This window comes from Methylobacterium dankookense (genome assembly GCF_902141855.1).
GTDB classification, from domain to species: domain Bacteria; phylum Pseudomonadota; class Alphaproteobacteria; order Rhizobiales; family Beijerinckiaceae; genus Methylobacterium; species Methylobacterium dankookense.
This window is the reverse complement of sequence record NZ_CABFVH010000015.1, coordinates 63,873-89,827: the sequence shown is the minus strand read 5'-3', so window position 1 is coordinate 89,827 and position 25,955 is coordinate 63,873. Positions and strand designations below refer to the sequence as shown.

Here is a 25,955-nt window from a genome sequence, read left to right as displayed (position 1 = left end):
CCCCGGAACTCCGAAAGGGAGGATGTCCCTTCGGAGTCCCGGATTCGAGTGCGTGATAGCCTACTCGTTGTCGCCCTGCACGGCCGCGATCACCGCGTCCGTGACCTGGCGGGTCGTCGCCTTGCCGCCGAGATCGGGCGTGTGGAGGCTCGGATCCGCGGTGACGCGCTCGACCGCCCGCATCAGCCGGTCGGCGGCCGGCTTCTCGCCGAGATGCTCCAGCATCTGGCAGGCGGTCCAGAAGGTGGCGATCGGGTTGGCGATGCCCTTGCCCGTGATGTCGAAGGCCGAGCCGTGGATCGGCTCGAACATCGAGGGGAAGGTGCGCTCCGGGTTGATGTTCGCGGTCGGCGCGATGCCGAGCGAGCCGGCGAGCGCCGCGGCGAGGTCCGAGAGGATGTCGGCGTGCAGGTTCGTCGCGACGATCGTGTCGAGGGTCTCCGGCTTCATCGTCATGCGCATGGTCATGGCGTCGACCAGCATCTTGTCCCAGGTCACGTCGGGGAAGTCCTTCGCGACCTCGGCCGCGATCTCGTCCCACATCACCATGGCGTGGCGCTGCGCGTTCGACTTGGTCACCACCGTCAGGAGCTTGCGCGGGCGCGACTGCGCCAGCTTGAAGGCGAAGCGGATGATGCGGTCGACGCCCGAGCGGGTCATCATCGAGACGTCGGTGGCGACCTCGTTGGGATGGCCCTGGTGCACCCGGCCGCCGACACCCGCATACTCGCCCTCCGAGTTCTCGCGCACGATCACCCAGTTCAGCTCGGGGCCGGTGACATGGCGCAGCGGGCTCGTGATGCCGGGCAGGATCCGGGTCGGGCGCACGTTGGCGTACTGGTCGAAGGGCTGGCAGATGGCGAGCCGCAGGCCCCACAGCGTGATGTGGTCGGGCACGTCCGGCGCGCCCACCGCGCCGAAGAAGATCGCGTCGTGGTCCTTGATCTGCTCGCGCCCGTCCGCGGGCATCATCACGCCGTGCTTCTTGTAGTAGTCCGAGCCCCAGTCGAAGTGATCGAACTTGAAGGCGAAGCCGCCGGTGCGCTCGGCCAGGGCGTCGAGCACCTCGATGCCGGCGGCGATGACCTCGATGCCGATGCCGTCGGCGGGGATGGCGGCGATGTTGTAGGTCTTCATGAGACGTGTCCTCTCTGCGTTGCTTGAAGGATATTCGTGATCAGCGCGCGACGGCGCCTGCGGGCTCGGGACGCCGCCCTGAGCGGGCGACGATGAGGGTGACGACGGCGGACAGGACCAGCAGCCCTGCCACGAAGACCAGGCCGCCGCTGAAGCTGCCGGTCTGATCCTTGATCCAGCCGATGGCCCAGGGTCCGACGAACCCGCCGAGATTGCCGATCGAATTGATCGTGGCGATGCCGACCGCCGCCGCCGAGCCGGACAGGAACATGGTCGGCATGGCCCAGAGCGGAGGCTTGGCCGCGCTGATGCCGACATTGACGAGGCTCAGCGCGGCGATGACCGCGACGGCCGAGGACGCGCCGCCGGCCAGCATCAGGCCGACCGAGGCGACGATGCAGGCGATGACCACGTGCCAGGTGCGCTCGCCCGTCCTGTCGGAGTGCCGGGCCCACAGGATCATGGCGACGATCGCGATGGTCGGCGGCACGCCGTTGAGGAAGCCGACCGCCATGGTCGACAGCCCGAAGCTCTTGATGATCTGCGGCGCCCAGATGCCGAGCGTGTAGAGACCGGCCGAGGTGCCGAAATAGACGAGCGCGAGGGCCAGCACGCGGGGATCGGCCATACCGGCGAGGATACCGTGCTTGGCGCTCACCTGTTTGCGGGCGTGCTCCTCGTTCATCTCCGCGACGAGCCAGGCCCGCTGATCGTCGGAGAGCCACGTCGCCTTCTCGGGCCGGTCCGTCATGTAGAACAGCACCATGACGCCGAGCAGGACGGCCGGGATGGCCTCGATGATGAACATCCACTGCCAGCCGTGCAGGCCCCAGATCCCCTCCATCGCCAGCAGCGCGCTGGAGAGGGGCGAGCCGATCACCACCGAGATCGGGGCCGCCGCCATGAACACCGAGACGACGCCGGCGCGGTAGCGGGCCGGGAACCAGTAGCTCAGGTAGAGGATGATGCCGGGAAAGAAGCCGGCCTCCGCCGCGCCGAGCAGGAAGCGCAGCGTGTAGAAACTGTACTCGCCTTTCACGAAGGCGAAGGCGCCGGAGATGAGGCCCCACGTGATCATCACGCGGGCGATCCAGAGGCGAGCGCCCACCTTGTCGAGGATGATGTTCGACGGCACCTCGAACAGGAAGTAGCCGAAGAAGAATATCCCGGCTCCGAAGCCGAATACGGCCGATGAGAAGCCGAGATCCTTGTTCATCGTCAGGGCCGCGAAGCCGATGTTCACGCGGTCGATGAAGGCGATGAAGTAGAGAAGGCAGATAAAGGGAACCAGGCGCCACGCGACCCTGCGCATGGTCGCCCGCTCGAGCGAGCCGTCCATCGTTTCCTCCTGCTTGGCCCGGCATGCGTCGATCTTTGCATCGATCCTTGAGCGGATTTTTGCGCGCCAACTTGCATGCAAGATGGCATGAGTTGCGCTGAGTCGGGCCGGTCTGTCAAGTGACCATTGCAGCTTGCATGGAAGCTGGTACGTTCTAATCGGGCCTGGAGGGACGGACATGGTGCGCGCACGGGCGGAGGCGGATCGGGAGACGGAGCGGCGTCCCTCTCTCGTGGACGACGCCTATGCGGCCATGAAGCAGGCGATCCGCGATTCGAGCTTCGCGCCGGGCTACCAGGCCTCGGAGCAGGAGATCGCGCTTCGCCTCGGCATGAGCCGCACGCCGGTCCACGAGGCCGCGATCCGCCTGCAGGAGGACGGCCTCGTGCGGGTGCTGCCGCGCCGGGGCATCCTGATCTGCGCGCTGGCGCCCGACGACATGCGCGAGATCTACGACGTCATCGTCGCCATCGAGGGGCGGGCCGCCGAGCTGATCGCCGCGAGCCCCGAGGAGCGGCGCATGGCGGTGGCGGACGAGCTCGCGGACCGGACCGACGCGATGGAGGCGGCCTGGACGGAGCAGGACCTGCGCAGCTGGGGCGAGGCGGACGAGCGCTTCCACCGCGCCCTGGTCGAGGGGGCGGGCAACGGCCGCATGATCCGGATCATCCAGACCATCAACGACCAGTCGCACAGGGCGCGGATGTTCACGCTGAAGCTCCGGCGCGAGCTGGGCGCCTCGGTGGAGGAGCATCGCCGGATCGTCGCCTGCATCCGGGCCGGCGACGCGGCGGGTGCCATGGAGAGCGCCCGCGCCCATCGCCTGCGCGCCCGCGACACGCTGCTGCCGCTCCTCGACAGCTTCGGCCTGAAGCACCTCTGAACCGGGCGCCTCGGCGCCGAGCTGGCCCCTCAGCGCCGGTGGAGAGCGCTACCGGCCCATCGCGGGCCGGACGCCGGGCATCACGCCGTGGTCGAAGGTGAACTCGACGCCCGCCTGCTCCAGCACCTTGCGGACCGCGAGCACGGTATCGGCCCGCGGGCGCACGGTGGTCTCCTCGTCCTCCAGGCGCACGATGGTCGAGACCGAGACGCTGGCCCGGCGGGCGAGCTCGTCCTTCGACAGGCCGGTCATCCCGCGGGCGGCCCGGACCTGGGCCGCGGTGATGACGCGGTCGGCGGTGTCGGCGGCGGCGCTCCGCGCCTCGGCCCGCGCGGCGGCCGGCCCGTAGCGGTTCTGGCCGGGCACGCTCAGGCAGACCCCGACCCATTCGCGGATCGAGCCGTCGCGGTTCATGATCGGCACGCCGCGGGCGTTGAACCAGCGATAGACGCCGTCCGCGCAGAGGAGGCGGTAATCGGTGTTGTAGGGCGAGACGTGGGAGACGGCCGTGCGCCAGGCCGCCTCCGTGCGCTCGCGATCCTCCGGATGCACGGCCTGGAGCCAGCCCTGCCCGCGCAATTCGGCCTGGCTCTGGCCGGTCAGGACCTGCCATTGCGGCATCTCGCGCGCCTCGCCGTCCGGGCTGACGATCCAGACGACCGCCGCGGTCACCGAGAGCAGGGCGTTGAAGCGGTCGTGCCGCTGCTCGACGGAGCGCAGGCTGTCGTGGCGGGCGGTCACGTCGAAGACCACGCCCATGCCCTGGTTCGGCCGCCCGTCCGCCCCGACGATCACCTCGGCGCGATGCAGGATCCAGCGCTGGGTCCGGTCCGGCCGGATGATGCGGAACTCGCGACTGATCGGCTGCCCGCTGCGCAGCACCGCGATCTGGTCGCCATGCGCGGCCTTGTCGTCCGGATGGATCATGTCGAGGCCGAAGCCGAACGTCATCTCGGTCGCGGGATCGAGGCCGAAGATGCGGTAGAGGCCGACCGAGGCGCTGAGCTGATCCCGGCGCAAATCGGCGGACCAGAAGCCGACCTCGCCCGTATCCTCGACGAGCTTGAGGAAGTGCCGGGAGGAGAAGGCCTGGGCTCCCGTCGCGCCGCCCTGTCCCTCCTCGCGCGGCCGCATCAACGAACGTGTTGGCACCTCGGACTCCCTGACGCGCTTCCCGACGACAAGCCTGGACCGGATCGCCACCGGGTTCTGCGGCCGGGCGACCGGCCGCGTCAGATATGAGATCTTGTTACATTGGTAAACATCGATTTAAGGCTCGATTAGCCAACACAACAGCCGCGCTTGAACTGAAACCCGGCCGGCGCATCACGTATGTTTGATCAGAGCTCGACGGGATTAATACCGCCCTGCTCCTTTCAGGCCGATCTCAGTCGCACCGCGTCCGGCGCGGGCGCGGCCCAGTTCCGCAGGAAATGCGGCACCCGGGACGCCGCCATCGGCTTCGCGAAATGGTAGCCCTGGGCGTAGTCGCAGCCGAGGGCGCGCAGGCGCTCGACCTGGCCGGCGCTCTCCACGCCCTCGGCGGTCACGTGCATGCCGAGGCTGCGGCCGAGGCCGACCACCGCCGCCACGATGGCCGCGTCGTCGCCGTCCTGCTCCATGTTGCGCACGAAGCTCTGGTCCACCTTGATGTGATCGACCGGGAACTGCTTCAGGTGCGTCAGCGAGGCGAAGCCGGTGCCGAAATCGTCGAGCGTCACGAGGACGCCGCTGTCGTGGAGGCGGTTCAGGACCGCCGGCACGCTCTCGGCGCCCTGCCCGAGGAAGACCGTCTCGGTGACCTCCAGCTCGAACTGCGCGGTCGGCACGCCGTAGCCCGCGAGCACCTCCAGGATGCTGCCCGCGAGATCGGGCTTGCGGAACTCCGCCGAGGAGACGTTGACGGCGACGCGGCCGAAATCGAGCCCGCCGTCGCGCCAGGCGCGCATGTCGGCGGCGACGTGCCGGATCAGCGTGTCGCCGATCGCCGTCGCGAGTTCGGGATCCTCGAAGGCCGTGCCGAAATAGCCGGGCGTCAGCACGCCGCGCGTCGGATGCTGCCAGCGCGCGAGCGCCTCGAAGCCGCTGATCCGCCCCGTCCGGCAGCAGACCTTGGGCTGGTAGAAGGGGACGATCTGCCGCGCCGCCAGCGCCGCCCGGACCTCGCCGCCGATCCGCGTCCGGCTCTCCGTCTCGGCGCGCATCGCGGGCGTGAACAGCACGGCCCGGCTGCGCCCCTGCGCCTTGGCCCGCAGGAGGGCCGTGGTCGCGTCGGTCATCAGCGTCTGGGCCTGGCCGTCATGCTCGAGGTAGGCGGCGACGCCGACGCTGCCCCGGCAGGAGAGGCTGCGGCCCCGGTAATGGACGGGCTGACGCAGGCGCGCGACGATCGCCTGCGCCTGGGCGGCGGCGTGGTCGAGGCCGGGCCGGCCGGTCAGGAGCAGCGCGAACTCGTCGCCGCCGAGCCGGGCGACCATGTCCGTCGGCCGCAAGCCCACCCTCAGGCGGGCGGCGACCTCGACGAGGATGCCGTCGCCGGTATCCTGCCCGAAGGCATCGTTGATCTCGCGCAGGGAATCGAGGTCGACGAGGAGGAGGCTGAGGCCGCCCCCGTCGCGCGCCACGACGGCGAGCTCCTCGTCGAGCCGCTGCAGGAAGAGCTTGCGGTTCGGCAGGCCGGTCAGGGCGTCGTGGTTGGCGGCGCGCCACGCCCCCTCCTCGGCGAGCTTGCGCTCGGTGATGTCGAAGGTGATGCCGACGATGCGGTCGGTCCCGACCCGCTCGGCGCAGGAGCGCAGCCAGAGCTGCGGCCCGGAGGGGGGCTGGAACCGGAATTCCAGGCTGTCGCGGGTGCCGCCCTCGCGGAGGAAGGCCTGCATGGTCTCGCGGTCCTCGGGATGCACGCGCTCGAGGAAGCCCTCGCCGAGGATCGCCTCGGAGCCGAGCACCTCAACGGCGTTCTCGGACTGGCTGCACGCGCCGCTGCGCAGGTCGTGCTCCCAGGCGACCATCCGGCCCGCCTGCAGCGCGAGGCGCAGGCGCTCCTCCCGGCTGCGCAGGACCTCGTCGGCCTGCCGGCGCTCGTGGATGTCCGTGGCGCTGCCGACCCATTCGCGCACGCGGCCGTCCGGTCCGGCGAGGGGCACCGCCCGCACCAGCAGCCAGCGATAGCTGCCGTCGGCGCGCCGGACCCGGTATTCCAGTGAGCGCGGCTCGCGCCCGGCCACGATGTCCCGCCAGGTCGAGAGCGTGCGTGGCCGGTCCGCCGGATGGACGGCCGCGAGCCAGCCGTCGCCGCGGCTCGCCTCGCGGGACTGGCCGGTCAGGGCATCCCAGCCGTTCCCCTCGATCAGGGTTCCGTCTGCCGCGGCCCGCCACACCGTGGTCGCCGTGGCCTCCAGGAGGGCCTCGAAGCAGCCCAGGACCGAGCCGGCGCGATCCGGCGGGACGGAGGCGATGCGCGACCAGAGCTCGCCCACGGCTCCGCCGGCCGGGTCCGCTTCCGACAGCGCGGACGTGCCCGGCATCTCCTCGGTCGCGGCGAAGCGCCAGGTGTTCCGGCCTTCCGCCTTGGCGCGGTAGAGCGCCGCGTCGGCGCGGGCGATGAGGCTGTCGGGCGCGCGCGCGTCGCCGGGGGCCAGGGCGATGCCGACGCTGACGCCGATCCCGGCCGGGTAGCCGCCGAGATCGACGGGGGCGGCCATCGCCTCGACGACCCGCGCGGCGAGCCGCGCCGCATCCTCCGGTCCCTCGCAACCGGCCTGGATGATCACGAACTCGTCGCCGCCGAGGCGCGCTGCCACGTCGCCCCGGCGCAGGACGGCGCGGATTCGCCCCGCCACCACGCGCAGCAGCGTGTCGCCGGCCTGATGGCCGAGGGTGTCGTTGACGCTCTTGAAGCGGTCGAGGTCGAGGCAGTGCAGGGCGAAGCCGGTCCCGTCGCGGTCGAGCCGGGCCAGCGCCCGCTCCAGCTCCTCGCGGAACAGCAGGCGGTTCGGCAGGTCGGTCAGGGGATCGTGGCGCGCCATGTGCGCCATGCGGTCCTCGGCCTCCTTCCGGCGGGAGACGTCGCGCACGGCGGCGATGTAGCCCGCCGGCCGCTCGCCCTCGTCCGCCCGCGCCAGGCCGAAGGAGACCTCGACCCAGATCCAGGAGCCGTTCTTGTGGCGGTAGCGGTGCTGCGTCACCGCGCGGGAGATCGCGCCGCAGCGGACCTGGCCGAGCAGGCGTCCATAGGCCTCGGCATCGTCGGGATGGATCAGGTCGCGGGGCTTCGTGCCGACGAGTTCCTCCGGCTTGTAGCCGAGCAGGGTCTCGGAGGCCGGCGAGACGTAGAGACGCGTGCCCTGCAGGTCGCAGCGCGTGATCATGTCGCTGGTGCTCTCGGCGAGCAGGCGGAAGCTCGCCGCGCTCTCCCGGGCCTCGCGCGCGGCGCGCCCGGCGCGCAGCTGCGCCATGACCACCTGGGCGAGATCCCGGAGTTGCGCGCGCTCGCGCTCGGAGAAGGTGCGCGGCACCCGGTCGACGACGCAGAGGGCGCCGAGGCGCAGGCCCGGCCCGAGGACCAGGGGGGCGCCGGCATAGAAGCGGACGCCGACCTCGCCCCGCACCAGGGGACCCGAGGCGAAGCGGGGATCCCGGGTCGCGTCCTCGATGACCAGGAGGTCGTCGGAGCGGATGGTGTAGGTGCAGAACGAGGCGCCGCGCGCCGTGCCGTCGAGGTCGAGGCCGCAGCGCGCCTTGAACCACTGCGCCTCCGCATCGACCAGCGACACCCAGGCGATCGGCATATCGAACAGGGCGCAGGCGGTCCGGCAGATCGCGTCGTATTCCGGCTCGGGCGCCGGACGCACGCCCAGGCTGTGCAGCGCCTCGAGCCGGTCCGCCTCGGAGGGGATCTGTGCGGTCATGGAACGGTGGGCTGTCCGAAAGGCGAACCGTCAGGAAGCGGCGGCGGCCGCAACGGACGAGCGTGCCCGGCACAACTTAACATCTCGCAACCCCTGCGCGCTTTTTCCCAGCGCGTATGGCTGACCGGTTGCACGACTGCGGGTTCAGTTCACGCCTTGGTGAGGGGATGGGGTTAGAAGCGGCATTCCGCGCGTCGATTCCGGCACGCCAACCGCTGCATGCGAGCACCGGTGCGCCGCACCGCAACGCTCTCTTGCTGAGTCCCCCGCCTCGCCCCGGTCCCGGCGGCGACGGCGTTGAACGAGGCGCCCGTGCTCCTGTCCCGCACGCTCCTCTACCTGCCGGCGCAGCTGATCGGGCCGCTCGCCCAGTTCGCGGCCGTGGTGGTCTGGACCCATCTGATGCCGCCGGCCGCCTACGGCACGGTCGCCCTGATCCTGGCCATGCAGGAGCTGGTGTTCCAGCTCTGCCTCGCCTGGTGGTCGAGCTACGTCCTGCGCTACGCGGCGGCGGCGGCGAGCCCGGAGGAGAAGCAGCGGCAGGGCGCCCACGAGAACGCGGTGCTCCTGGGCAGCGCCAGCCTGCAGCTCGCCGTCACGGTGGCGCTCCTGGCGATCGGCGACAGCCCGCTGACCCCGGGCCTCGTCGCCGCCGCGGTGGGCTACACGATCAGCCGCAGCCTCACGATGCACATGGCGGAGCGGGCGCGCTCGGCCCAGGCGATCGGGCTCTACACCGCCGCCCAGACGGTGGGGCCCGTGCTCGGCCTCGGCATCGCGATCGGGTTCGTGGTCTGGACGCCCACGGCGGCGGCGGCGCTCGCCGGCTTCGCCCTCGCCCAGATCGTCGTTCTGCCCGTGCTCTGGCTCGCGGTCGTCCCCTCGCGCGCGATCTCCCTCGACCGGGCGGTGCTGCGTCGGGCCTTCTTCTTCAGCGCACCCCTCCTCGCGGCCGGCGCGGTCGGCTGGTTCACGGTGAACGGCATCCGGGTGATCGTGGAGCAGTTCGAGGGCGCCGCCGCGGTGGGCCTGCTCTCGGTCGGCTGGGGCCTCGGCCAGCGGCTGATGTCGGTCGCGGCCATGCTGGTGACGGCGGCGGCCTTCCCCATCGCCGTCGAGCGCATGGAGCGGTTCGGTCCTGAGGCCGCCTACGCGCAGGTCTCCCGCAACAGCCTGCTCCTGCTCGCGATCCTCGTCCCGTCGACGGTCGGGGTGATCTGGCTGACGCCGCCCCTCGTCGACCTGCTCATCGGCGCGGAGTTCCGTGAGGCGACCCGGGTGCTCCTGCCCATCGCCACGGTCGCGGCCGCGGTCCGGAACCTGCGCGTCCACTGCGTCGATCAGGTCTTCCTGCTGCTCGGCCGGACCGGCTTCCTCCTCGGCGTGAACCTGGCGGAGGCGGCGGCGACCCTCGCCGGCTGCGCCGCCGGCCTTGCCTGGGGCGGCCTGCCGGGCGCCTGCCTCGGATGCCTCGCCGGCTCGGCGCTCGGCTTCGTCATCTGCTTCGCCGGAGCGTGGCGGCAGGGCCTGCGCTTCACGCTGTTGCCGCTCCTGAAGATCGCGGCCGCGACCGCGCTGATGGTCGGGGCTCTCGCCCTCGCGCCCCATCTCCAGGGCCAGCTCGGCGCGAAGCTCCGCCTCGCCCTCACCATCGCGGGTTCCGGCGGGCTCTACCTGGCCGCGCTGGCGCTGCTGTTCCGCGAGTACTGGCCGAAGCTTCGCCGGGCCGCCTGATCCGGCAGGGCATCGGGGCCGGAGCCCCGACGGATCCCGGGGCTCCGACCCGGGCCTTGCGAAGGGGATGATCCCCTTCGAGACCCGGACCTCGGATGCCGCCCTCAGAGCGGCACGTCGGATTGCGGGGCGGGCCGCAGGCGGCGGCGCAGGCGCACGAGCAGGTCGGAGCGCTTGGCGAGGCGCCGCGCGCGGTCGAGGGCGCAGACCAGCGCGCCCCGCGCCGAGAGCGGCGCGAGCACGGTCGCGAGCGGCACCCGCTCCACGTTGAAGCGCCGCTTGTAGGCGTATTCCCCGATCGTGAAGTCGAAGATCCGCGCGCCCTCGCCGTGGAGATGCTCCATGGTCTGCGCGATCAGGAGGCGCCCCGGCGAGGTGTTGCGCCATGTCTCCTCGCCCGTGACGGCGAGGCGTACCATGGCGTAGTGCTCGCCCGCGCGCAGCCCGAACAGGGCTGCCACCACCTCGTCCCCCGCCATCAGGGCGGTCAGAACGGTGGTGCCCGACTCGATCCCCTCGGCGACCAGACGGCGGTAGTGCCGCGCGATGTCGGGCCGGTCGAGGATATAGGGCAGGCCGAGCTCGGCGATGCGCTCCCGCTGGAGGCTCTCGAGGGATTCCATCAGGGCCTCGGCCTCGGCCCGGGACCTGACATGGCGCAGTTCCGCGCCGGGATGGCGCAGGAACACGCGCCAGCTCCGCTCCAGCTCCTTGCGGAAGGTCTTCTCGTTCGAGCGGTGATAGGTCTCGTAGGAATCGCCCATCCGGATCAGGTTTCCGAACAGGTTCGATTCCTGCGCGCCCGGCCAGAGGGCGGTCGGGCCGGCGACCTTCTCCAGGCGCAGGAGGTCGGCGCGCGGGAGCGCCGCGCGGACGGCCTGGGCGAGCGCGCGCCAGCCCGCCGCGTCCTGCGGCGCCGCGGGCCCGAGGATGGCCGCGTTGTAGTCGGTGATGCCGTCGTCGGCGAAGCCGATCACCCGCAGGCCGCCGACGCGGCTCAGGGTCCAGGGGAGCGCGGCGGCGATCCGCCCGCTGCCCCGCTCCCGCACCGTCACGAGCAGCGGCAGCACGCCCGGCTGGCTGCCGAGGCAGGCGTACCACGCCGCCAGCCAGGGCAGGTTCTGGAAGGGCGTCGCCGCCCCTCCCGCCCGGACGAGGGGCGTCCAGACCCGTTCGACCTCGGCCCAGTCGTTGGCGACCGAGACGTCGTAGGCGATCGAGGCCGCGCGGCTGACGGCGGCGTCCTCGGACGCGGCGAGGAGAAGCGACATCGGATCGGCCTCAGGCGCCGGCGGGCTTCAGGTCGACGATCTGGCCGAGACGGGCCGGATCGAGGCGGAAATCCACCGGGGGACGGCCGCGCTTCGGCTTGTCCTTCGGGCTCCAGTCGCGGTTGCGCAGGGCCTTCTGCATCACCTTCTTGGCGAGGAAGGCGGGCCCCTCGGTGGCGCGGCTGCGCGGCGCGATGCCGAAGCCCTCGCGCAGGATGCCGTTCGCCACGTTGACGATGTGCCGGCGCCGGATGTCGTCCGTCCAGTACTCCATCGTCATCGAGACGTTGAGGCAGTCGAGGTTCTCGATCCGGTGCGGCGCGTTGAGCGGCCAGTGCATCATCTCGCCCGGCTGCAGCTCCACGACCTTGGCGTACTCGTCGTACCAGGGCTCGTAGGGCACATCCATCTCGTGGCCGAAGAGCGCGATGCCCTCGAGGTGCTCGGGCGCCAGGAAGGGCTTGGAGTTCGGGTAGAGGTAGAGACGCTTGCGGCCCGCGATCTGCCAGAGCCCCTGCCCCGGCAGGTCGGCGTGGTAGTAGACCTGCGCGTTCGGCGAGGAGATCAGGATGCCGATGCCCTCGTTGAAGGTCTCGAAGCCAGGCATCCGCTGCTGCAGCTCGACGAAGATCCGCTCCAGGAGGTCGCGGTAGGCCGGATCGATCTTGGCCACGTTGCGCAGGTTGATCCAGATGCGGCCCTGCTCGATCGCCGTCAGCACCTCGGCGCCGGAGAGGTTCCCGATCTCGCCCTCGCGCCAGAACCGGCGCTGCCCGGCGGGGCCCATATGGACGAGGTTGTAGTGCTGGGCCGGGTAGCGCTCGATCAGCGCGGCGAGGCCGGCGCGCGAGAACAGCGGCGACTCGTGCAGGCGGTGGGCGAGCCGGACGGGCTGCGTCTGCCAGAGCTGGGCATCGCGCTTGTCCCAGGCGGTGAAGATCGGGGCTTCGGTCGCGGTCATGGCATCCTCGGGCTGGTTCAGGGGCGACTGCCGGCATCTACGGACGATGCGCGCATCTCAGGACTGATCGGGAGGTGGGACACGGTGCGTATCCTGCTGGCACAGGCTGTTTCGATCCGATACGAGCACCAGCGCGGAGTTGTTCGACAGCTCCTGATCCGGCAAAAGCGGTGCCTGACCTGAAGCCCGAGACAGCCATAGCGGAAGTCTCAGTGCATCTCGTTTCAAGAACCGCGCGAAATGAGATCTATTCTTAAATCAAATTGTTAAGCATGGGCTGCGAGGAGTGGACGGCCTCGGCTGCGCGGCACGCGGGATGCCACGGAGCGGGTGCAGTCGAACGTTCCGTCCCGGTGCGGGACGGAACGGTGCCGGAATGGAGACCCCGACGTGAGTTTCGCCAGACCCGCCGCGATCCCGTCCGAGACGCAGGGCTCCGCGGAGTCCAACGTCGAGACGGTCACGCTCGGAGACCTCGCCGCGATCCTGCGGCGGCAGGCGCGCGTCATCTTCGCCGTCTCGGCGATCATGCTCGCGGCCGGCGGCCTCTATCTGGCCATGACCACGCCGCTCTACCGCAGCACCGCCACCCTGCTGCTCGACCTGCGCGGCGGCACCAGCCTCAGCGCCGACCCGTCCCTGCGCCAGACCATCGACACCAGCGTGATCGACAGCCAGATCCGCCTGATCTCGACCGCGGCCGTGCTGCGCCGCGTCGTCGACAAGGAGCACCTCGCCGAGAGCCCCGAATTCGTGCCGCCGCCGGGCCTGACGTCGCGGCTGAAGGGCATGCTCGGGATCCGCGCCGAGCCGCCCAGCGAGGACGGCAAGCGGCTGACCGCCATGGCGGTGCTCGCCGACAAGCTCGTGGTCAAGCGGGCCGACAAGACCCTCGTGGTCGATCTCGACGTCTGGTCGCGGGACGCGCAGACGGCCGCCCGCCTCGCCAACGGCGTCGCCGAAGCCTTCATCGAGGATCAGGTCGACGCCAAGGCCCGCGCCTCGAACGCCGAGGGCACCTGGATCCGCCGCCGCCTCGCCGAGCTCGACTCGAAGATCCGCGAGGCGGAGGCGCGCGTGGAGGCCTACAAGGTCGAGAACCGGATTCTCAGCGTCAACGGCCGGCTGGTGAACGAGCAGCAGCTCGAGGCCGGCACGAACGAGCTGGCGCGCGCGCAGCTCAGGACCTTCGAGGCCCGCTCGCGCCTGCAGCAGATCGAGCAGGCCATGCAGGGGGGCGCCGATCCCGGCGCCACCGGCGAGGCCCTGCGCTCGGCCCTGATCCAGCAGCTGCGGATCCAGTATGCCGAGGTGAAGCGCCAGCGCGACAACCTCGCCACGACGCTCGGCACCCGCCATCCGGCACTGCTGGAGGTGAACCAGCAGCTCGCCGGCCTGCGCGGCTCGATCACGGCCGAGCTGCGCCGGCTCGCGACGGCGCAGCGCGCCGATCTGGCGAGCACGGAGGCCAACGAGGCGCAGATCCAGCGCCAGATCGAGGAGCAGAAGCGCAACGCCACCAAGACCAACCAGGCGATCGTGCGCCTGCGCGAGCTGGAGCGCGAGGTCGAGGCGAGCCAGGCGGTCTTCCAGCGCTTCCTGCGCGCCAGCAGCAACATCGCCCAGGACAGCGTCGATCCGCCGGTGGCGCGCGTCGTCGCCCCCGCGCTCGCGGCGTCCAAGCCCGCGAGCCCGAACACCCGGGCGGTGATGCTGATCGCCTTCGCCTGCGCCCTCGCCGCCGGCCTCGCCGCGGGCATCCTGAACCATCTCCGGCAGCAGGCCGCGCTCCGCCGCAAGTCCCGGCCGGCCGCCCTGCGCGACACCCCGGCCCGCGCCGAGGCCCATGCCGGCCAGAGTTGGGGCGCGCCGCGCATGGCGCACGACCGCGCGTTCTAATCCCTTCCGACAGCACCGGGGACACCCGATGACAGCCGCCCACCCCGCCAGACCGCATGCCGGCCGCATCCTCGTGGACATGACCCATTGCGGGCGCCGCACCACGGGGCTGGAGCGGATCGCGCAGGAGCTGTTCTCCCCGCAGGCCCTCGCGCCGCTCCCCGTCGAGGCGGTCACCGCGCGCGACCGCTACGGCATGGTGCTGAAGCAGATCGCCGGGCTGCCGGCGGCCGCGCTGATGGACCGGCGCGCCCTGGTGCTCTGCCCCGGCTTCCCGCCCTCGCTGCCGCTCACGGCTCTGGGCTGGCGGGTGCTGCCCTACATCCACGACCTGTTCCTGCTGACGCGGGCCGATGACCTCAACCCGCGCGCCAAGCTCTACATGGTGCCGGCCTTCCGCCGGGCGGTGCGGACGCTGCCGCGCTTCCTCGTCAACTCGGAGCATACCCGGGCCGAGCTGCAGCGCTTCTGCCGGCCGGACGCCGAGATCGCGCTCTACCGGCCGCGGGTGCGCAACGTCTTCGACCTCGCCCCCGGGGCCCGCGCCGGGGCCGGGCCCGTCCCGGGCCGGCTCGATCTCGTGGCACTCGGCACCGTGGAGCCGCGCAAGAATCTCGCCGCCGCCGCCGCCATCCTCACGGCCCTGCGCGGCTCCGGCCTCCCCGAGGCACGCCTCCACGTGATCGGCCGCGCCGGCTGGGGCCCCGATGCCGAGCGCCTGCGCGCGACGCCCGGCGTGGTCCTGCACGGCTACCAGGAGCGCGAGCAGGTGCGCGCGCTGCTCGCACAGGCCGACGCCCTGATCTCGACCTCGCACGACGAAGGCCTCGGCCTGCCGCTCCTCGAGGCGCAGTTCGCGGGCCTCACCGTGATCGCGCCGGACGCCCGGGTCTTCCGCGAGGTGCTGGGCGCCTCGGGCCTCCTGATCGACACCTCCGACGCGGCGGCGAGCGCCCGGCGCATCCGGGCCTGGGCGGAGGATCGGGCGGCGCGCGCCGAGCAGGTCGGCCTCGCGGCCGAGAACCTGGCCCGGTGGGACCGCCTCGCCGAATCCGACCGCGGGCACGTGATCGCCCTCGTGGCGGAACTGGCCGAGCGCGCGGCGCGCGGCCGTCCGGCGCCTTTGCGCCTTCCCGTCGAGACCCCTCAAGGCCGTTGAGCGAGCGCGCGATGCACCGTCTCCTGCTGATGTACACGATGGATCCGCGCGGCGCGAAGGTCGGCGGCATCGAGACCCATATCCGCCAGATCCTGCGGCACCACCCGGAGGACTTCTCGGTCCTGTTCGTCGGCACGGACGAGCGCGGCGATTGCGAGATCGGCAAGGTGCAGCGCCTCAGCATCGGCGGGCGCAGCTTCGACTTCCTGCCCGTCGCCCGGATCGAGCCGGAGGCGGTGAACCGGGCCGCCAAGCGCCTCACCCAGTCGACGACGCTCCGCTACGTGCTCGGCGCGCTGCGCCATCTCGGCGCGATCCGCCGGGCGCTCGGGCCGGGCCCCGCCACCGCCGACCTCCACCGCTTCGAGTTCGCGCCGATCGCGCGGCTGCTCGGCCTGCCCGCGATCCAGATGATCCACGGCGAGGGCTCGAAGAAGGACCGGATGGATTCCCTCATCAAGACCTACTGGTACATCCACAGCTCCGGCGAGCGCCTGGCCCTGCGGCTCGCCCGCGGCATCTACTGCGTGAACCCGGCGATCGTGGAGCGGCTCAAGGCCGAGTTCCCGCACGCCTATCCGAAGGCGGAGCTGCTCAGCGTCTCGGTCGATACCGGGCTGTTCCGGCCGACGCCCTTCGACTGCGCCGACGACACCCTGCGGATCGTGTTCGCGGGCCGCCTGGACGAGTTCAAGGACCCGCCCCTCCTGTTCCGCACGGTGGCGGAGCTCCGGCGCGTCCTGGGCCGGGTCGAGCTGAACTACATCGGCGCGACCGATCCGGAGCGCTACGCCGAGTTCGCCCCGATCCGCGACGTGACCGTGCGGCACGGCTTCCAGGATGCGGAGGGCGTCGCCCGGATCATGGCCCGCTGCCATGCCGGCATCCTCACCTCCTTCTTCGAGGGCATGCCCTGCTACCTGCTCGAAGGGCTCGCCGCCGGCCGCCCCTTCGGCGCGATCCGCCTGCCGCAATACGACCCGCTGGTGGTGCGGGGCGTGAGCGGCGCCCTGGTGGAGCGGCAGGAGCGGCCCGAAGCCTCCGCCCAGGCGCTCGCCGCGGGCTTCATGGAGATCTGGGAGGGCATCAAGACCGGCCGCATCGATCCGGCGCGCGTCGCCGCGATGGTCGAGCCCTACGCCATCACCAACCAGATGAGCCGCCTCTTCGCCCGCCACCGCGCCCTCCAGGGCGGCCGGGCCGGCGTGCCGCAGGTCGTGACCGCCTGAGCGAACTTGGCTTCAAGACTGAACGGCGTCCGGCTCAGGCGCGGGTCCCCTCTCCCGTTCGGGAGAGGGAGCGCGTCGCGCTCGGCCGATACCGGCGTGCGTCTCCGCCGGGACGAGATCAAGGGATCCGGCGTCCAGCCCCTCGTTCATCGACCGCCATTCGCGGCGGCCACCTCCCGGAACAGGGCCTCGTAGCGGTCGACCGCGACCTCGGCCGCGAAGGCCCGGGCGCGCTCGGTGCGAGGACCCGGGGGGCCGGGATCGGCGAGCGCTGCGGCGATCGCCTCCGCCATCGCCGCCTCGTCCCCCACCGGGACGATGCGCCCGTGGAGCCCATTGGCCAGAATCTCGGCGGGGCCGTCGCAGGCGGTGGCCACCACCGGCAAGCCATGGGCCAGGGCCTCGACCACGACGTTCCCGAACGCCTCGGCCCGCGAGGACGAGACGGAGCAGGCGGCTTCCCGGTAGAAGCGCCAGGGCTGCTCCACATGGCCGGCGAGCCGGGCGCGATCTCCAAGGCCGAGCCGGGTGATCTCGGCCTCGATCGCGCCGCGCTCCGGCCCCTCGCCGACGATGACGAGCCGGGCATCGGCGCGAAGGCGCGCGAAGGCGCGGACCAGCGTCGTGAAGTCCTTGGCCGGCACGAGGCGCCCCACCGCGAGGACCACCGGCCCGCGCGCGGCGAGGTCTGCCGCGTCCCGCGCCGGAACGGCGGCCTCGATCTCGACGGGGTTGTAGATGCAGTGGGTGCGTGCCGCCCCGAGCGCGCGGACATAATGGTCGCGCAGGCCCTCGGAGACGAAGACCGAGCGCGCGGTGAGCCGCGAGAGCAGCGGCGTCGCCTTATTGCCGAGACGGCTGAGGCGCTCCGGCTCGCTCTGCGGATGGCCGTGGTAGGAGATCAGGGCGTTCCGCCGCCGTCCCGCGGCCAGGGCCGCCAGGACGTGCTTCAGGTTCGAGACGCCGAGCGCCGAGATCGAGACGTCGGGGCGCTCCGCGGCGAGGTGGCGGCGCAGCCCGAGCACCGCGCGAGCATGGCCGCGGCCGAGGCGCAGCAGCGTGACGCCCGGGATCGGCGCCGCGTTCTCCTCGTGATCGTAGGCGAAGGTGACGGCGTGGCCGCGTGCGGCGAGCTTGGCCGCGAGCGAGGCCCAGACGCGCTCCGCGCCCCCGCCGGTGGTGGCGTGCGTGTAGAACAGCAGGCGCAAGGGTCGGTTCACGCGCGCTGTCCTCAGTAACGGGGATCCCAAAGGGACGAGTCCCTTTGGTGGGGTGCCGGGGCGGAGCCCTGATCAGAAGCCCCAAGGCTCCGCCCTGGACCCGCGAAAGGGGTGACCCCTTTCGAAACCCGGACTCTCATGGCGGCGGCGCTCAGTGCGCCTCCTCCCAGTTCGCGGCGGCGCGCGCCTCGACCACGAGGGGGACCTTGAGGCTGAGGGCCGGGCTCGGCGCCTGCTCCATCACGCCCGCGATCACCGGCAGCGTGCGCTCGATCTCGCCTTCCGGCGCCTCGAAGACCAGTTCGTCGTGCACCTGCAGCAGCATGCGCGCAGTCAGCTTCTCGGCGGCGAGCGCATCCTCCATCCGGGCCATGGCGCGGCGGATGATGTCGGCGGCCGTGCCCTGGATCGGCGCGTTGATGGCCTGCCGCTCCACGCTCGCCCGCTCCTGCGGGTTGTTCGAGCGGATCTGCGGGTAGTGGCAGACCCGGCCGAACAGGGTGGTGACGTAGCCCTTGTCGCGGCAGAGCTTCTTCGTGTCGTCGATATAGGCGCGGATGCCGGGGAAGCGCTCGAAATACTGCTTGATGAAGGCCGAGGCCTCCGGCTGGCCGATGCCGAGGCGGTCCGCGAGGCCGAAGGCGGAGATGCCGTAGATGATGCCGAAATTGATGGTCTTGGCCCGCCGCCGCAGGTCGGGCGTCATCGCCGAGAGCGGCACGCCGAACATCGCGGAGGCCGTGGCCGCGTGGATGTCGATGCCCTCCTCGAAGGCCTGGCGGAGCTGCGGCACGTCGGCGATGTGGGCGAGGATGCGCAGCTCCACCTGGCTGTAATCCGCCGAGATCAGCCGGTTGCCCGCGGCCGCCACGAAGGCGCGGCGGATGCGCCGGCCCTCCTCGGTGCGGATCGGGATGTTCTGCAGGTTCGGCTCGGACGAGGAGAGCCGGCCCGTCGTGGTGGCGGCGAGCGAGAACGAGGTGTGGACGCGGGCCGATTCGCGGTCGGCATGCTGCTGGAGCGCATCCGTATAGGTCGATTTCAGCTTCGAGAGCTGGCGCCATTCCAGGATCTTGCGGGGCAGCTCGTGGCCGGCCTGGGCCAGCTCCTCGAGCAGCGTCGCAGGCGTCGCCCATTGGCCGGAGGGCGTCTTCTTGGCGCCGGGCAGGCCCATCTTGCCGAACAGGATGTCGCCGATCTGCTTGGGCGAGCTCACCGAGAAGGTCTCGCCCGCATCCTCCTGGATCTCGGCCTCGAGCCGTGCCAGGATCTGCGAGAAGTCGCCGGAGAGGCGGCTCAGCATGTCGCGGTCGACGCGGATGCCGGCCCGCTCCATCCGCGCGATGACCGGCACGAGCGGGCGCTCCAGGGTCTCGTAGACGGCGACGCGCCGCTCGGCCACGAGCCGCGGCTTCATCATCCGCCAGAGGCGCAGGGTGACGTCGGCGTCCTCGGCCGCGTAGGCGGTGGCCTTGTCGAGCGCCACGCGCTCGAAGGTGATCTTGGCGCGACCCGTGCCGGTGACGTCGGAGAAGGTGATCGGCTGGTGGCCGAGATGGCGGCGCGCCAGCTCGTCCATGCCGTGGCCGCCCTTGCCGGCATCGAGCACGTAGGAGATCAGCATGGTGTCGTCGAAGGGCGCGACCTCGATCCCGTAGCGGGCGAGCACGACCCAATCGTATTTCAGGTTCTGGCCGACCTTGAGCACGCCGGGATTCTCGAGGAGCGGCTTCAACCGCGCCAGCGCCTCGCGCATCGGGATCTGGCCCGGCACCGGCTCGACCGCGTCGCTCGGCGCCGCCCCCTCGCCGAACAGGTCGCCCTCGTTGCGCTCCGGTTTCGCCGCGCGCACATGGGCGAGCGGGATGTAGCAGGCCCTCCCTGCGGCGACCGCGAGCGAGACGCCGACGAGCCCGGCACGGTTGGCATCGAGGGCGTCGGTCTCGGTGTCGACGGCGACGACGCCCGCCTCCTCGGCCTCGGCGATCCAGGCGTCGAGCTGCTCCAGGCTCAGCACGGTGTCGTAGGCGGCCGTGTCGAAGGGCTTCACGGATTCGGCCGCGCGGGCCGCCACCAGTCCGCCCGGCGTCGGCTCCGGCGCCGTGCGGGGCTTCGGTGCCGCCTCCGGCAGGGCGAACTCGGCGAACGGATCGACCTCGCCGCCCGGCGGCGCGTCGCCCGGCGGGCGCTCGGACCCGGCCGCCGCGGTCTCGGGATCCGGCGGCACGGCATCGCCGAAGAAGGGCAGCGCGTCGCTGCCGCCCTGCGCGTTGGCATAGCCGTGCGGGCGTGCGCCCGGCAGCAGACGCGGATCGGGCTTCACCGCCTCCGGATCGACGTGGAGCATCTGCGCGATGCGCCGCGTCAGCGTGTTGAACTCCATCGCCTTGAGGAAGCCGACGAGGCGCTCGGGATCGGGCTTCGGCACCCGCAGTTCGTCGAGCGGCACGGGGACGGAGACGTCCTCCATCAGCGCCACGAGCTTCCGCGAGAGCTTGGCCTGATCGATATTGGCGAGCAGCGTCTCGCGGCGCTTGGGCTGCTTGATCTCGCCCGCCCGCTCCAGAAGCTGCTCCAGGCTGCCGTATTCCTTGATCAGCGCCGCCGCGGTCTTCAGGCCGATGCCCGGCACGCCCGGCACGTTGTCCGAGGTGTCGCCGATCAGCGCCAGCGCGTCGCCGATCTGGGCGGGCTGCAACCCCTCCCACTTCGCGACGATGGCCTCGACGTCGAGGTTGCGCTCGGGCCGGTAGCCCGGCTTGCCCTTGGCGCCCGACTCGAAGTCGTAGAAGCGCACGAGCGGCCCGACGAGTTGCATCAGGTCCTTGTCGGAGGAGACGATGATGACGCCCGCGCCCCGCTCCTCCGCCTGCCGCGTATAGGTCGCGATGAGGTCGTCGGCCTCGTAGCGCTCCAGCTCCACCGCGTGCAGGCCGAAGGCGCGCACCGCGTCGCGCATCAGCGGCATCTGCCGCTTGAGGTCGTCCGGCGCATCGGGGCGGTGGCCCTTGTAGTCGGGGAACATCTCCTTGCGGAACGAGCCCTCGGACTTGTCGAAGACGATGCCGAGATGGGTCGGCATCGTCCCCGCGGCGCCGTCCTGGAGGAACTGCGCGATCTTGGTGCAGAACAGGCGCACCGCCCCCGTGGGCAGGCCGTCCGAGGGCCGCGAATTGTACTTCTGGTCCTGGTTGATCGACTGGAAATAGGCCCGGAAGATGAAGGACGAGCCGTCGACCAGGATCACCTGGTCGCCGGGGCCGACGGGCTTGCCACTCCCCTTGGCGTCCTCGGTCGGTTGGGTCTCGGTCTGCGCGCTCATCGGGCCTTCGCGTGCGGTGCGGATGGCCCTGTCTAGAGCCATAACGGCCCCGACGGAAACGCCCGATGCGGTCGCGGGGGCCGTCGTCCTCAGGCGCGGACCGGCTCGGCCCGGACGGCAGGCGCCGCCCGCTTCCGCGCCGCGCGCCGGCGCAGGACGTAGAGGGTGATGCCGGTGGCCGCGAAGACCGGCATGGCGAGCGCGGCGAGGCAGAAGATCAGCGCGAAGACGCCGCCGAAGAAGCGCCCGCGATGGACCTCCAGCATGTTCTCGGCGATCCGCTTGCCGAGGGATTTGTCGGCCGCATGCGCGGTGGTGAGGAGCGCACCGGTGCCCGCGTCGAAATGCATCTCGGAGCGCGCGCTCGGGGCGTCGTCCGCATCGGCGAGGTAGCGGATCCGGATGGTCCGCTCGCGTCCGGCCGGCAGCGTCACCGTCGCGAGAGCGGCGCGGTCGCCCGTCTCGGCGGTGAAGATCCGCCATGCCGCATCGAGGGCGAGCGGCGGGGGCGCCGCCTTGGCCCCGGCCCGGCGCTCCTCCATCCGGCCGCCCTCGCCCTGCGGGCGGGTCTCCGGCCAGGCGCCGGTGAGCAGGTAGGTCGCCCCGGCCCGGTAGGAATCGTAAGACCACCACAGGCCGGTCAGCCCGATCACGAGATAGACCGGGACCAGCCAGGTGCCGACGACCGCGTGCAGCGACCACCAGCGCGGACGCCCGGGCCGGGCGAGGCTCGGGCGCAGCCAGATCCGCCAGGAATGCAGCTTCGGCCAGCGCAGGTAGAGGCCGGTGCCGAGAAAGGCCAGGAGCGCGAGGGCGCTGATCCCCGTGATGGTGCGGCCCCAGCCGCGCCCGCCGCCGGGCAGGAGCAGCCAGCGGTGCAGGGACCGGATCGTCTCGAAGGTCTTCTCGCCGGCGACCGTGCCGCGGTCGGCACCGTCATAGGGGTCGAGGTAGCGCGAGGGCGCCCGCTCGGCGGGCGAGCCGGTGAAGCGGACCCGTGCCGCCCGGGCCGGATCGGCGGCGAGCGTCAGCGCGGCGACGCGCAGGCCCGGATGCGCCGCCTCGATGGCGGCGACCAGCGCCTCCGGCCCGAGCCGCGTCCGGCCCCCGGCCTGTACCGCGGCGCGCTCCGCGTTGAGCGCGTCCATCGCCGCGTCCTCGTAGCTCATGAGGGCGCCGGTGACGCCGACCAGCGCCAGGACGAGCCCGGCGGTGAGGCCGAACGCCCAGTGGAGGCGGAACAGGATTGTGCGGAGCGTCGGGCGCGTCGGTCTCAAGAAGGGCCTCACCAGAACAGGCGCGCGCTCACGAGGGCCTGGAAGGGCTCGCCCACCGCGACGCCGAGGGTGTTGGTGCCGAGCGAGGACAGGTAATAGGTCTCGTCGGTCAGGTTGCGCAGGTTGAGCTGCACGGTCGCCGGCCGGCCCACCACCTCGGTATCGTAGGCCAAGAAGGCGTCGAGCACGGCGTAGTCCGGCAGGGTGAAGGTGTTGGCGGCATCGCCCGCACGCACGCCCACGTAGCGTCCACCGAGCCCGGCGCGCAACCGGCCGCCGCCGACCGGCCCGAAATCATGCGTGAGGAACAGCGAGGCGGTGTGGGGGGCCACGTTGGGCAGCGTGTTGCCCTTCAGCGTCGGGTCGGCCAGCACGGTGACGTCGGTATAGGCGTAGGTCGCGATCGCGCTCCAGCCCTCGGCGATCCGGCCGGCCACGTCGAGCTCGAACCCGCGCGAGCCGACGCGCCCAGCCGTGCGGCTGTAGGTGATGCCGTCGACGACCTCGGTATAGAGCACGTTCGACTTCACGATGTCGTAGAGGGCCGCCGTTGCCGTGACGCCGTCCGCCACCTCCATCTTCAGGCCGATCTCGTAGGCCTCGCCCTCCTCCGGCGGCAGCGCGCCGATCGCGGTGGCGACGGAGGTGTTCGGCCGGAAGGTCTGGCTGTAGGATCCATAGGCCGAGAGCCCGTCCGCGAGCAGGTAGACCAGCCCGACGCGCGGCACGACGCGGCCGCCTGAGACGTCGGTGTTGCGCACGAACGGAAGGCCGCGCCCCGCGATCTGATCGAAATATTGGTAGCGCAGGCCGCCGACGACGGTGAGCCGATCGGTCAGCGAGATCGTATCCTGCGCGTAGACCGAAGGCGTCGAGAGGCGCTCGAGCTGGTTGCTGTCGCGGGCGACGACGGTGAAGCTCGGTGCCAGCCGGCCGTAGACCGGCGCATAGATGTTGAAGCGCGCGTCGTTCGCCCCGCGGATCAGGCGGCTGCGGGTGGCCTCGAAGTAATCGTAGGAGGCGCCGAGCAGGAATTCGTGGCCGAAGCCGAGGAGGTTCTCCCGCCCGACCACGTCGAGGCGGGCGGCATGGACCGAGGTGTTCGCATCCTGCGTGGCGTCCGCCCGGCGGGTCAGGATGCCGGTGACAGGGTTGAAGCTGACCCGGCGGGTCTGGTTGTCCTCGAAGAAATTGTGGCTGAAGGCGTAGTCGAAGGTCGCCTTCCAAGTGTCGGCGAGCGCCCGTTCGACGGAGAGCGAGGCGACATGGTTCTCGCCCGTCGTGTTGCTCCAGCGCTCGTCGAACCGGCGCTCCCGCGGCACGCGCACCGGCTTGCCGGTCCTGGGATCGAAGATCGTCCCGCGGTCGAAGGGCATCCGGTAATGCGACCACTCGTAGGCGAGCGTGACGCGGGTGTCGTCGCCCTCCCAGGTGAGCGAGGGCGCGACCACCTGCTGGCTCTGCATGCCGAAATCGCGCCAGTACTCCTGGTTGCGCCCCTGCGCGATGAAGCGGTAGGCGAGGCTCGTGCCCGCGATCGGGCCGGTATGGTCGAGCTCGACCCCGCCACCGCCGAAGCTCGTGCCCCAGGTCTCGACATAACCCGCCTCGACGAAGCGGGGCTTCTTGGTGACGATGTTGATGAGGCCGCCGGAGTCCAGGATCCCGTAGAGGGCCGAGGCCGGACCCTTCAGCACCTCGACCCGCTGCGTGGTCGGCATGAAGGAGCGCTGCAGGGCCGTGCGCAGGCCATCGCGCAGGATCGAGCCGTCACCGTTCTCGCCGAAGCCGCGGCGGATGAAGGCGTCCCGCTGGCCGCCCACCGTGTTGGTCTGCGTGATGCCCGAGACGTTGACGAGGGCCTCGTCGAGGCTGCGCACCTGCTGGTCCTGCAGCACCTGCTCCGTGACCACGGCGACCGCCTGCGGCACGCGCAGGAGCGGCGTCTCGCTCCGGGTGGCGAGCGAGCTCCGCACCGGCTGATAGCCGCGCGAGATCGGCCGCTCGCTCGTCACCGACAATTCGTCGAGGGTGATGACGGGGTCGCTGGCAGACTGCTGGGCCGCGGCCGACGTGACGAGGCTCACCCCGGCGATGAGGCCGGCGAGCGGATGGATTCGGATCATGAGGCTGGTCTCGTTGACCGCGGACGTGTCTTGCGTCGCACGCGGCACAGCGAATTACCGGCATTCCAGTCGTCACGTCAAGATAATCGCCCCGGAACAGATATCGAATGTTTTGAATTTAGAATTTTTACAACTAAGATCGGCAATGATCGCCCAGATGCCGGTTGAATTTATACAGAAACACAACCTGGAAATGCGATCGAATGCTCAGCCCGCAGCCTCGCCCACCGTGTCGGCCATGCGGGCCTCGCGCTGGCCCAGGGGCTCGGGTCGGCCGCGCGTGGTGTCGCGGGCGGTCTGGTGCTCCATCTCAGCATTCACCTCGGCGCCGATCAGCACGATGATGGTGGAGAGCCAGATCCAGGTCATGAAGCCGATCACGGCGCCGAGGGAGCCGTAGGTCTTGTTGTAGGTGCCGAAATTGGCGACGTACCACGAGAACAGGGCCGAACCGCCGAGCCAGAGGATGGCGGCGAGGGCGCTGCCCCAGGTCACCCAGCGCCAGCGCGGCGCGTCCCGGCTCGGCCCGTACCGGTAGAGCACGGCCAGGGCGAGCAGGACGGCGACGAGGAGTGCCGGCCAGCGCAGCAGCGCGACGTACCACGCATCCGCGCTGAGGCCGACCGTCTGGAACAGCACCGGCAGCACCACGATGGCGCCGAGCGCGAGCAGGATGAAGACCAGAGCCCCGACGGTGAAGGCCAGCGAGATGAGGGTGAGCCGCACGAAGCCGCGCTTCTCGCGCTCCTCGTAGACGACGTTCAGCGCATCGAAGACACTCTTCATGCCGCCATTGGCGCTCCACAGCGAGAGCCCGAGGCCGGTGACCGCCGTCACCCCGAGCGTCCCATCACGCGTCTCGGCAATGCGCTTGACCTGGTCGCCGACGATATCGACGGCGCCTGCGGGCATGAGCCCGTGCAGGCTGTCGAGGTGCCGGTTGATCTCGGCCACGTCGGCGAACAGGCCGTAGCAGGCCACCAGCGCCGCAGTCGCGGGAAAGATCGCGAGCAGCACGTAGAAGGTCACCCCCGCCGCGACCGTGACGAGGCGGTTCTCGGAGATGTCGTGGACGACGCGAAGGCCGATATCCTTCCAGCCCGCCGCCGGGATCTCGGAGGGGGTATCGGCCTGCCGCCCCCGATCCGCCTCCCTCCGCGCGACCCGGTGCGCCGCACCGCCCTCGTGCGAGCCGGACGTCTCGTGCGCCGCCGGACCCGCACCGGAGCCGACGTGCGCTGGCCGGCCGCTGCGGCGGGGGAGCGCCACCAGCCCGACCAGCGCAGCCGAGAGAGCGAGCGTCCAGATCACGCCGTTGCGGTCCCGCTGTCCGATCGGATCGATTCCGGCTGCCATCGGGGCATTCTCCAGGCTGGTAGGGGCGCAACGACAACCAACGATTGCAAAATTCGGTTTCCCAACGTGCGGGGCGCATTTTTTCGCGGTTGGCCGTCCGCGAGGTGCAATCCGTCACCGACCCGGCGCACG

Annotated in this window: 16 protein-coding genes; 5 read left to right on the top strand and 11 right to left on the bottom strand. The window is 71.2% G+C overall.

Annotated features, from left to right (window positions below; all coding sequences use genetic code 11):
• Positions 1 to 60 precede the first annotated feature (60 nt).
• Both MTDSW087_RS13505 and MTDSW087_RS13500 read right to left on the bottom strand, forming a co-directional pair.
• Complete coding sequence (locus MTDSW087_RS13505) at positions 61 to 1,137, bottom strand: tartrate dehydrogenase (protein WP_144764653.1); 1,077 nt, start codon at positions 1,135 to 1,137, stop codon at positions 61 to 63.
• A gap of 40 nt (positions 1,138 to 1,177) precedes the next feature.
• Positions 1,178 to 2,476 (bottom strand): MFS transporter, encoded by a 1,299-nt coding sequence (locus MTDSW087_RS13500; protein WP_144764651.1) that lies wholly within the window; start codon positions 2,474 to 2,476, stop codon positions 1,178 to 1,180.
• A 178-nt stretch (positions 2,477 to 2,654) separates the two neighbouring features.
• On the opposite strand from MTDSW087_RS13500, the gene MTDSW087_RS13495 reads away from it, so the two are divergent.
• Positions 2,655 to 3,359: a GntR family transcriptional regulator gene (locus MTDSW087_RS13495; RefSeq protein ID WP_144764649.1), complete on the top strand. Its 705-nt coding sequence runs from the start codon at positions 2,655 to 2,657 to the stop codon at positions 3,357 to 3,359.
• 48 nt (positions 3,360 to 3,407) lie between these two features.
• Here MTDSW087_RS13495 and MTDSW087_RS13490 read toward each other — a convergent pair whose 3' ends face one another.
• Positions 3,408 to 4,511, bottom strand: a complete 1,104-nt coding sequence (locus tag MTDSW087_RS13490) for a PAS domain-containing protein (protein WP_238178602.1) — start codon at positions 4,509 to 4,511, stop codon at positions 3,408 to 3,410.
• Positions 4,512 to 4,735: 224 nt separating this feature from the next.
• On the bottom strand, positions 4,736 to 8,269 hold the full coding sequence (locus MTDSW087_RS13485) for a diguanylate cyclase domain-containing protein (protein WP_144764648.1): 3,534 nt from the start codon (positions 8,267 to 8,269) through the stop codon (positions 4,736 to 4,738).
• A gap of 312 nt (positions 8,270 to 8,581) precedes the next feature.
• Here MTDSW087_RS13485 and MTDSW087_RS13480 point away from each other — a divergent pair, with 312 nt between their 5' ends.
• Entirely contained in the window at positions 8,582 to 10,003 is a 1,422-nt protein-coding gene (locus MTDSW087_RS13480; protein ID WP_144764646.1) for a lipopolysaccharide biosynthesis protein, read from the top strand.
• 104 nt (positions 10,004 to 10,107) lie between these two features.
• On the opposite strand, the gene MTDSW087_RS13475 is transcribed toward MTDSW087_RS13480, so the two are convergent.
• Positions 10,108 to 11,274: a GNAT family N-acetyltransferase gene (locus tag MTDSW087_RS13475; RefSeq protein ID WP_144764644.1), complete on the bottom strand. Its 1,167-nt coding sequence runs from the start codon at positions 11,272 to 11,274 to the stop codon at positions 10,108 to 10,110.
• Between the two features lie 10 nt (positions 11,275 to 11,284).
• Positions 11,285 to 12,235: a cupin-like domain-containing protein gene (locus MTDSW087_RS13470; RefSeq protein WP_144764642.1), complete on the bottom strand. Its 951-nt coding sequence runs from the start codon at positions 12,233 to 12,235 to the stop codon at positions 11,285 to 11,287.
• A gap of 390 nt (positions 12,236 to 12,625) precedes the next feature.
• Between MTDSW087_RS13470 and MTDSW087_RS13465 the strand changes: the two genes are divergently transcribed.
• From MTDSW087_RS13465 to MTDSW087_RS13455, 3 genes are read left to right on the top strand one after another with little or no spacing between them, the layout of a single operon-like run.
• Positions 12,626 to 14,134 (top strand): GumC family protein, encoded by a 1,509-nt coding sequence (locus tag MTDSW087_RS13465; RefSeq protein WP_144764640.1) that lies wholly within the window; start codon positions 12,626 to 12,628, stop codon positions 14,132 to 14,134.
• A gap of 28 nt (positions 14,135 to 14,162) precedes the next feature.
• On the top strand, positions 14,163 to 15,293 hold the full coding sequence (locus MTDSW087_RS13460; RefSeq protein ID WP_144764638.1) for a glycosyltransferase: 1,131 nt from the start codon (positions 14,163 to 14,165) through the stop codon (positions 15,291 to 15,293).
• A gap of 11 nt (positions 15,294 to 15,304) precedes the next feature.
• The gene (locus tag MTDSW087_RS13455) at positions 15,305 to 16,522 is read left to right on the top strand and encodes a glycosyltransferase (RefSeq protein ID WP_144764636.1); all 1,218 of its coding nucleotides are present in this window, start codon (positions 15,305 to 15,307) and stop codon (positions 16,520 to 16,522) included.
• Positions 16,523 to 16,668: 146 nt separating this feature from the next.
• On the opposite strand, the gene MTDSW087_RS13450 is transcribed toward MTDSW087_RS13455, so the two are convergent.
• The 5 genes from MTDSW087_RS13450 to MTDSW087_RS13430 all read right to left on the bottom strand — a co-directional run bounded on the left by MTDSW087_RS13450 (position 16,669) and on the right by MTDSW087_RS13430 (position 25,823).
• A complete protein-coding gene (locus tag MTDSW087_RS13450) occupies positions 16,669 to 17,742 on the bottom strand; it encodes a glycosyltransferase (RefSeq protein ID WP_186383835.1) in 1,074 nt (357 codons plus the stop codon).
• Between the two features lie 151 nt (positions 17,743 to 17,893).
• Positions 17,894 to 21,064: a DNA polymerase I gene (gene polA / locus MTDSW087_RS13445; RefSeq protein ID WP_144764632.1), complete on the bottom strand. Its 3,171-nt coding sequence runs from the start codon at positions 21,062 to 21,064 to the stop codon at positions 17,894 to 17,896.
• An 89-nt stretch (positions 21,065 to 21,153) separates the two neighbouring features.
• Positions 21,154 to 22,341, bottom strand: a complete 1,188-nt coding sequence (locus MTDSW087_RS13440; RefSeq protein WP_144764630.1) for a PepSY-associated TM helix domain-containing protein — start codon at positions 22,339 to 22,341, stop codon at positions 21,154 to 21,156.
• 8 nt (positions 22,342 to 22,349) lie between these two features.
• The gene (locus tag MTDSW087_RS13435; protein WP_144764628.1) at positions 22,350 to 24,467 is read right to left on the bottom strand and encodes a TonB-dependent siderophore receptor; all 2,118 of its coding nucleotides are present in this window, start codon (positions 24,465 to 24,467) and stop codon (positions 22,350 to 22,352) included.
• A 207-nt stretch (positions 24,468 to 24,674) separates the two neighbouring features.
• Positions 24,675 to 25,823 (bottom strand): YihY/virulence factor BrkB family protein, encoded by a 1,149-nt coding sequence (locus MTDSW087_RS13430; RefSeq protein WP_144764626.1) that lies wholly within the window; start codon positions 25,821 to 25,823, stop codon positions 24,675 to 24,677.
• Positions 25,824 to 25,955 lie beyond the last annotated feature (132 nt).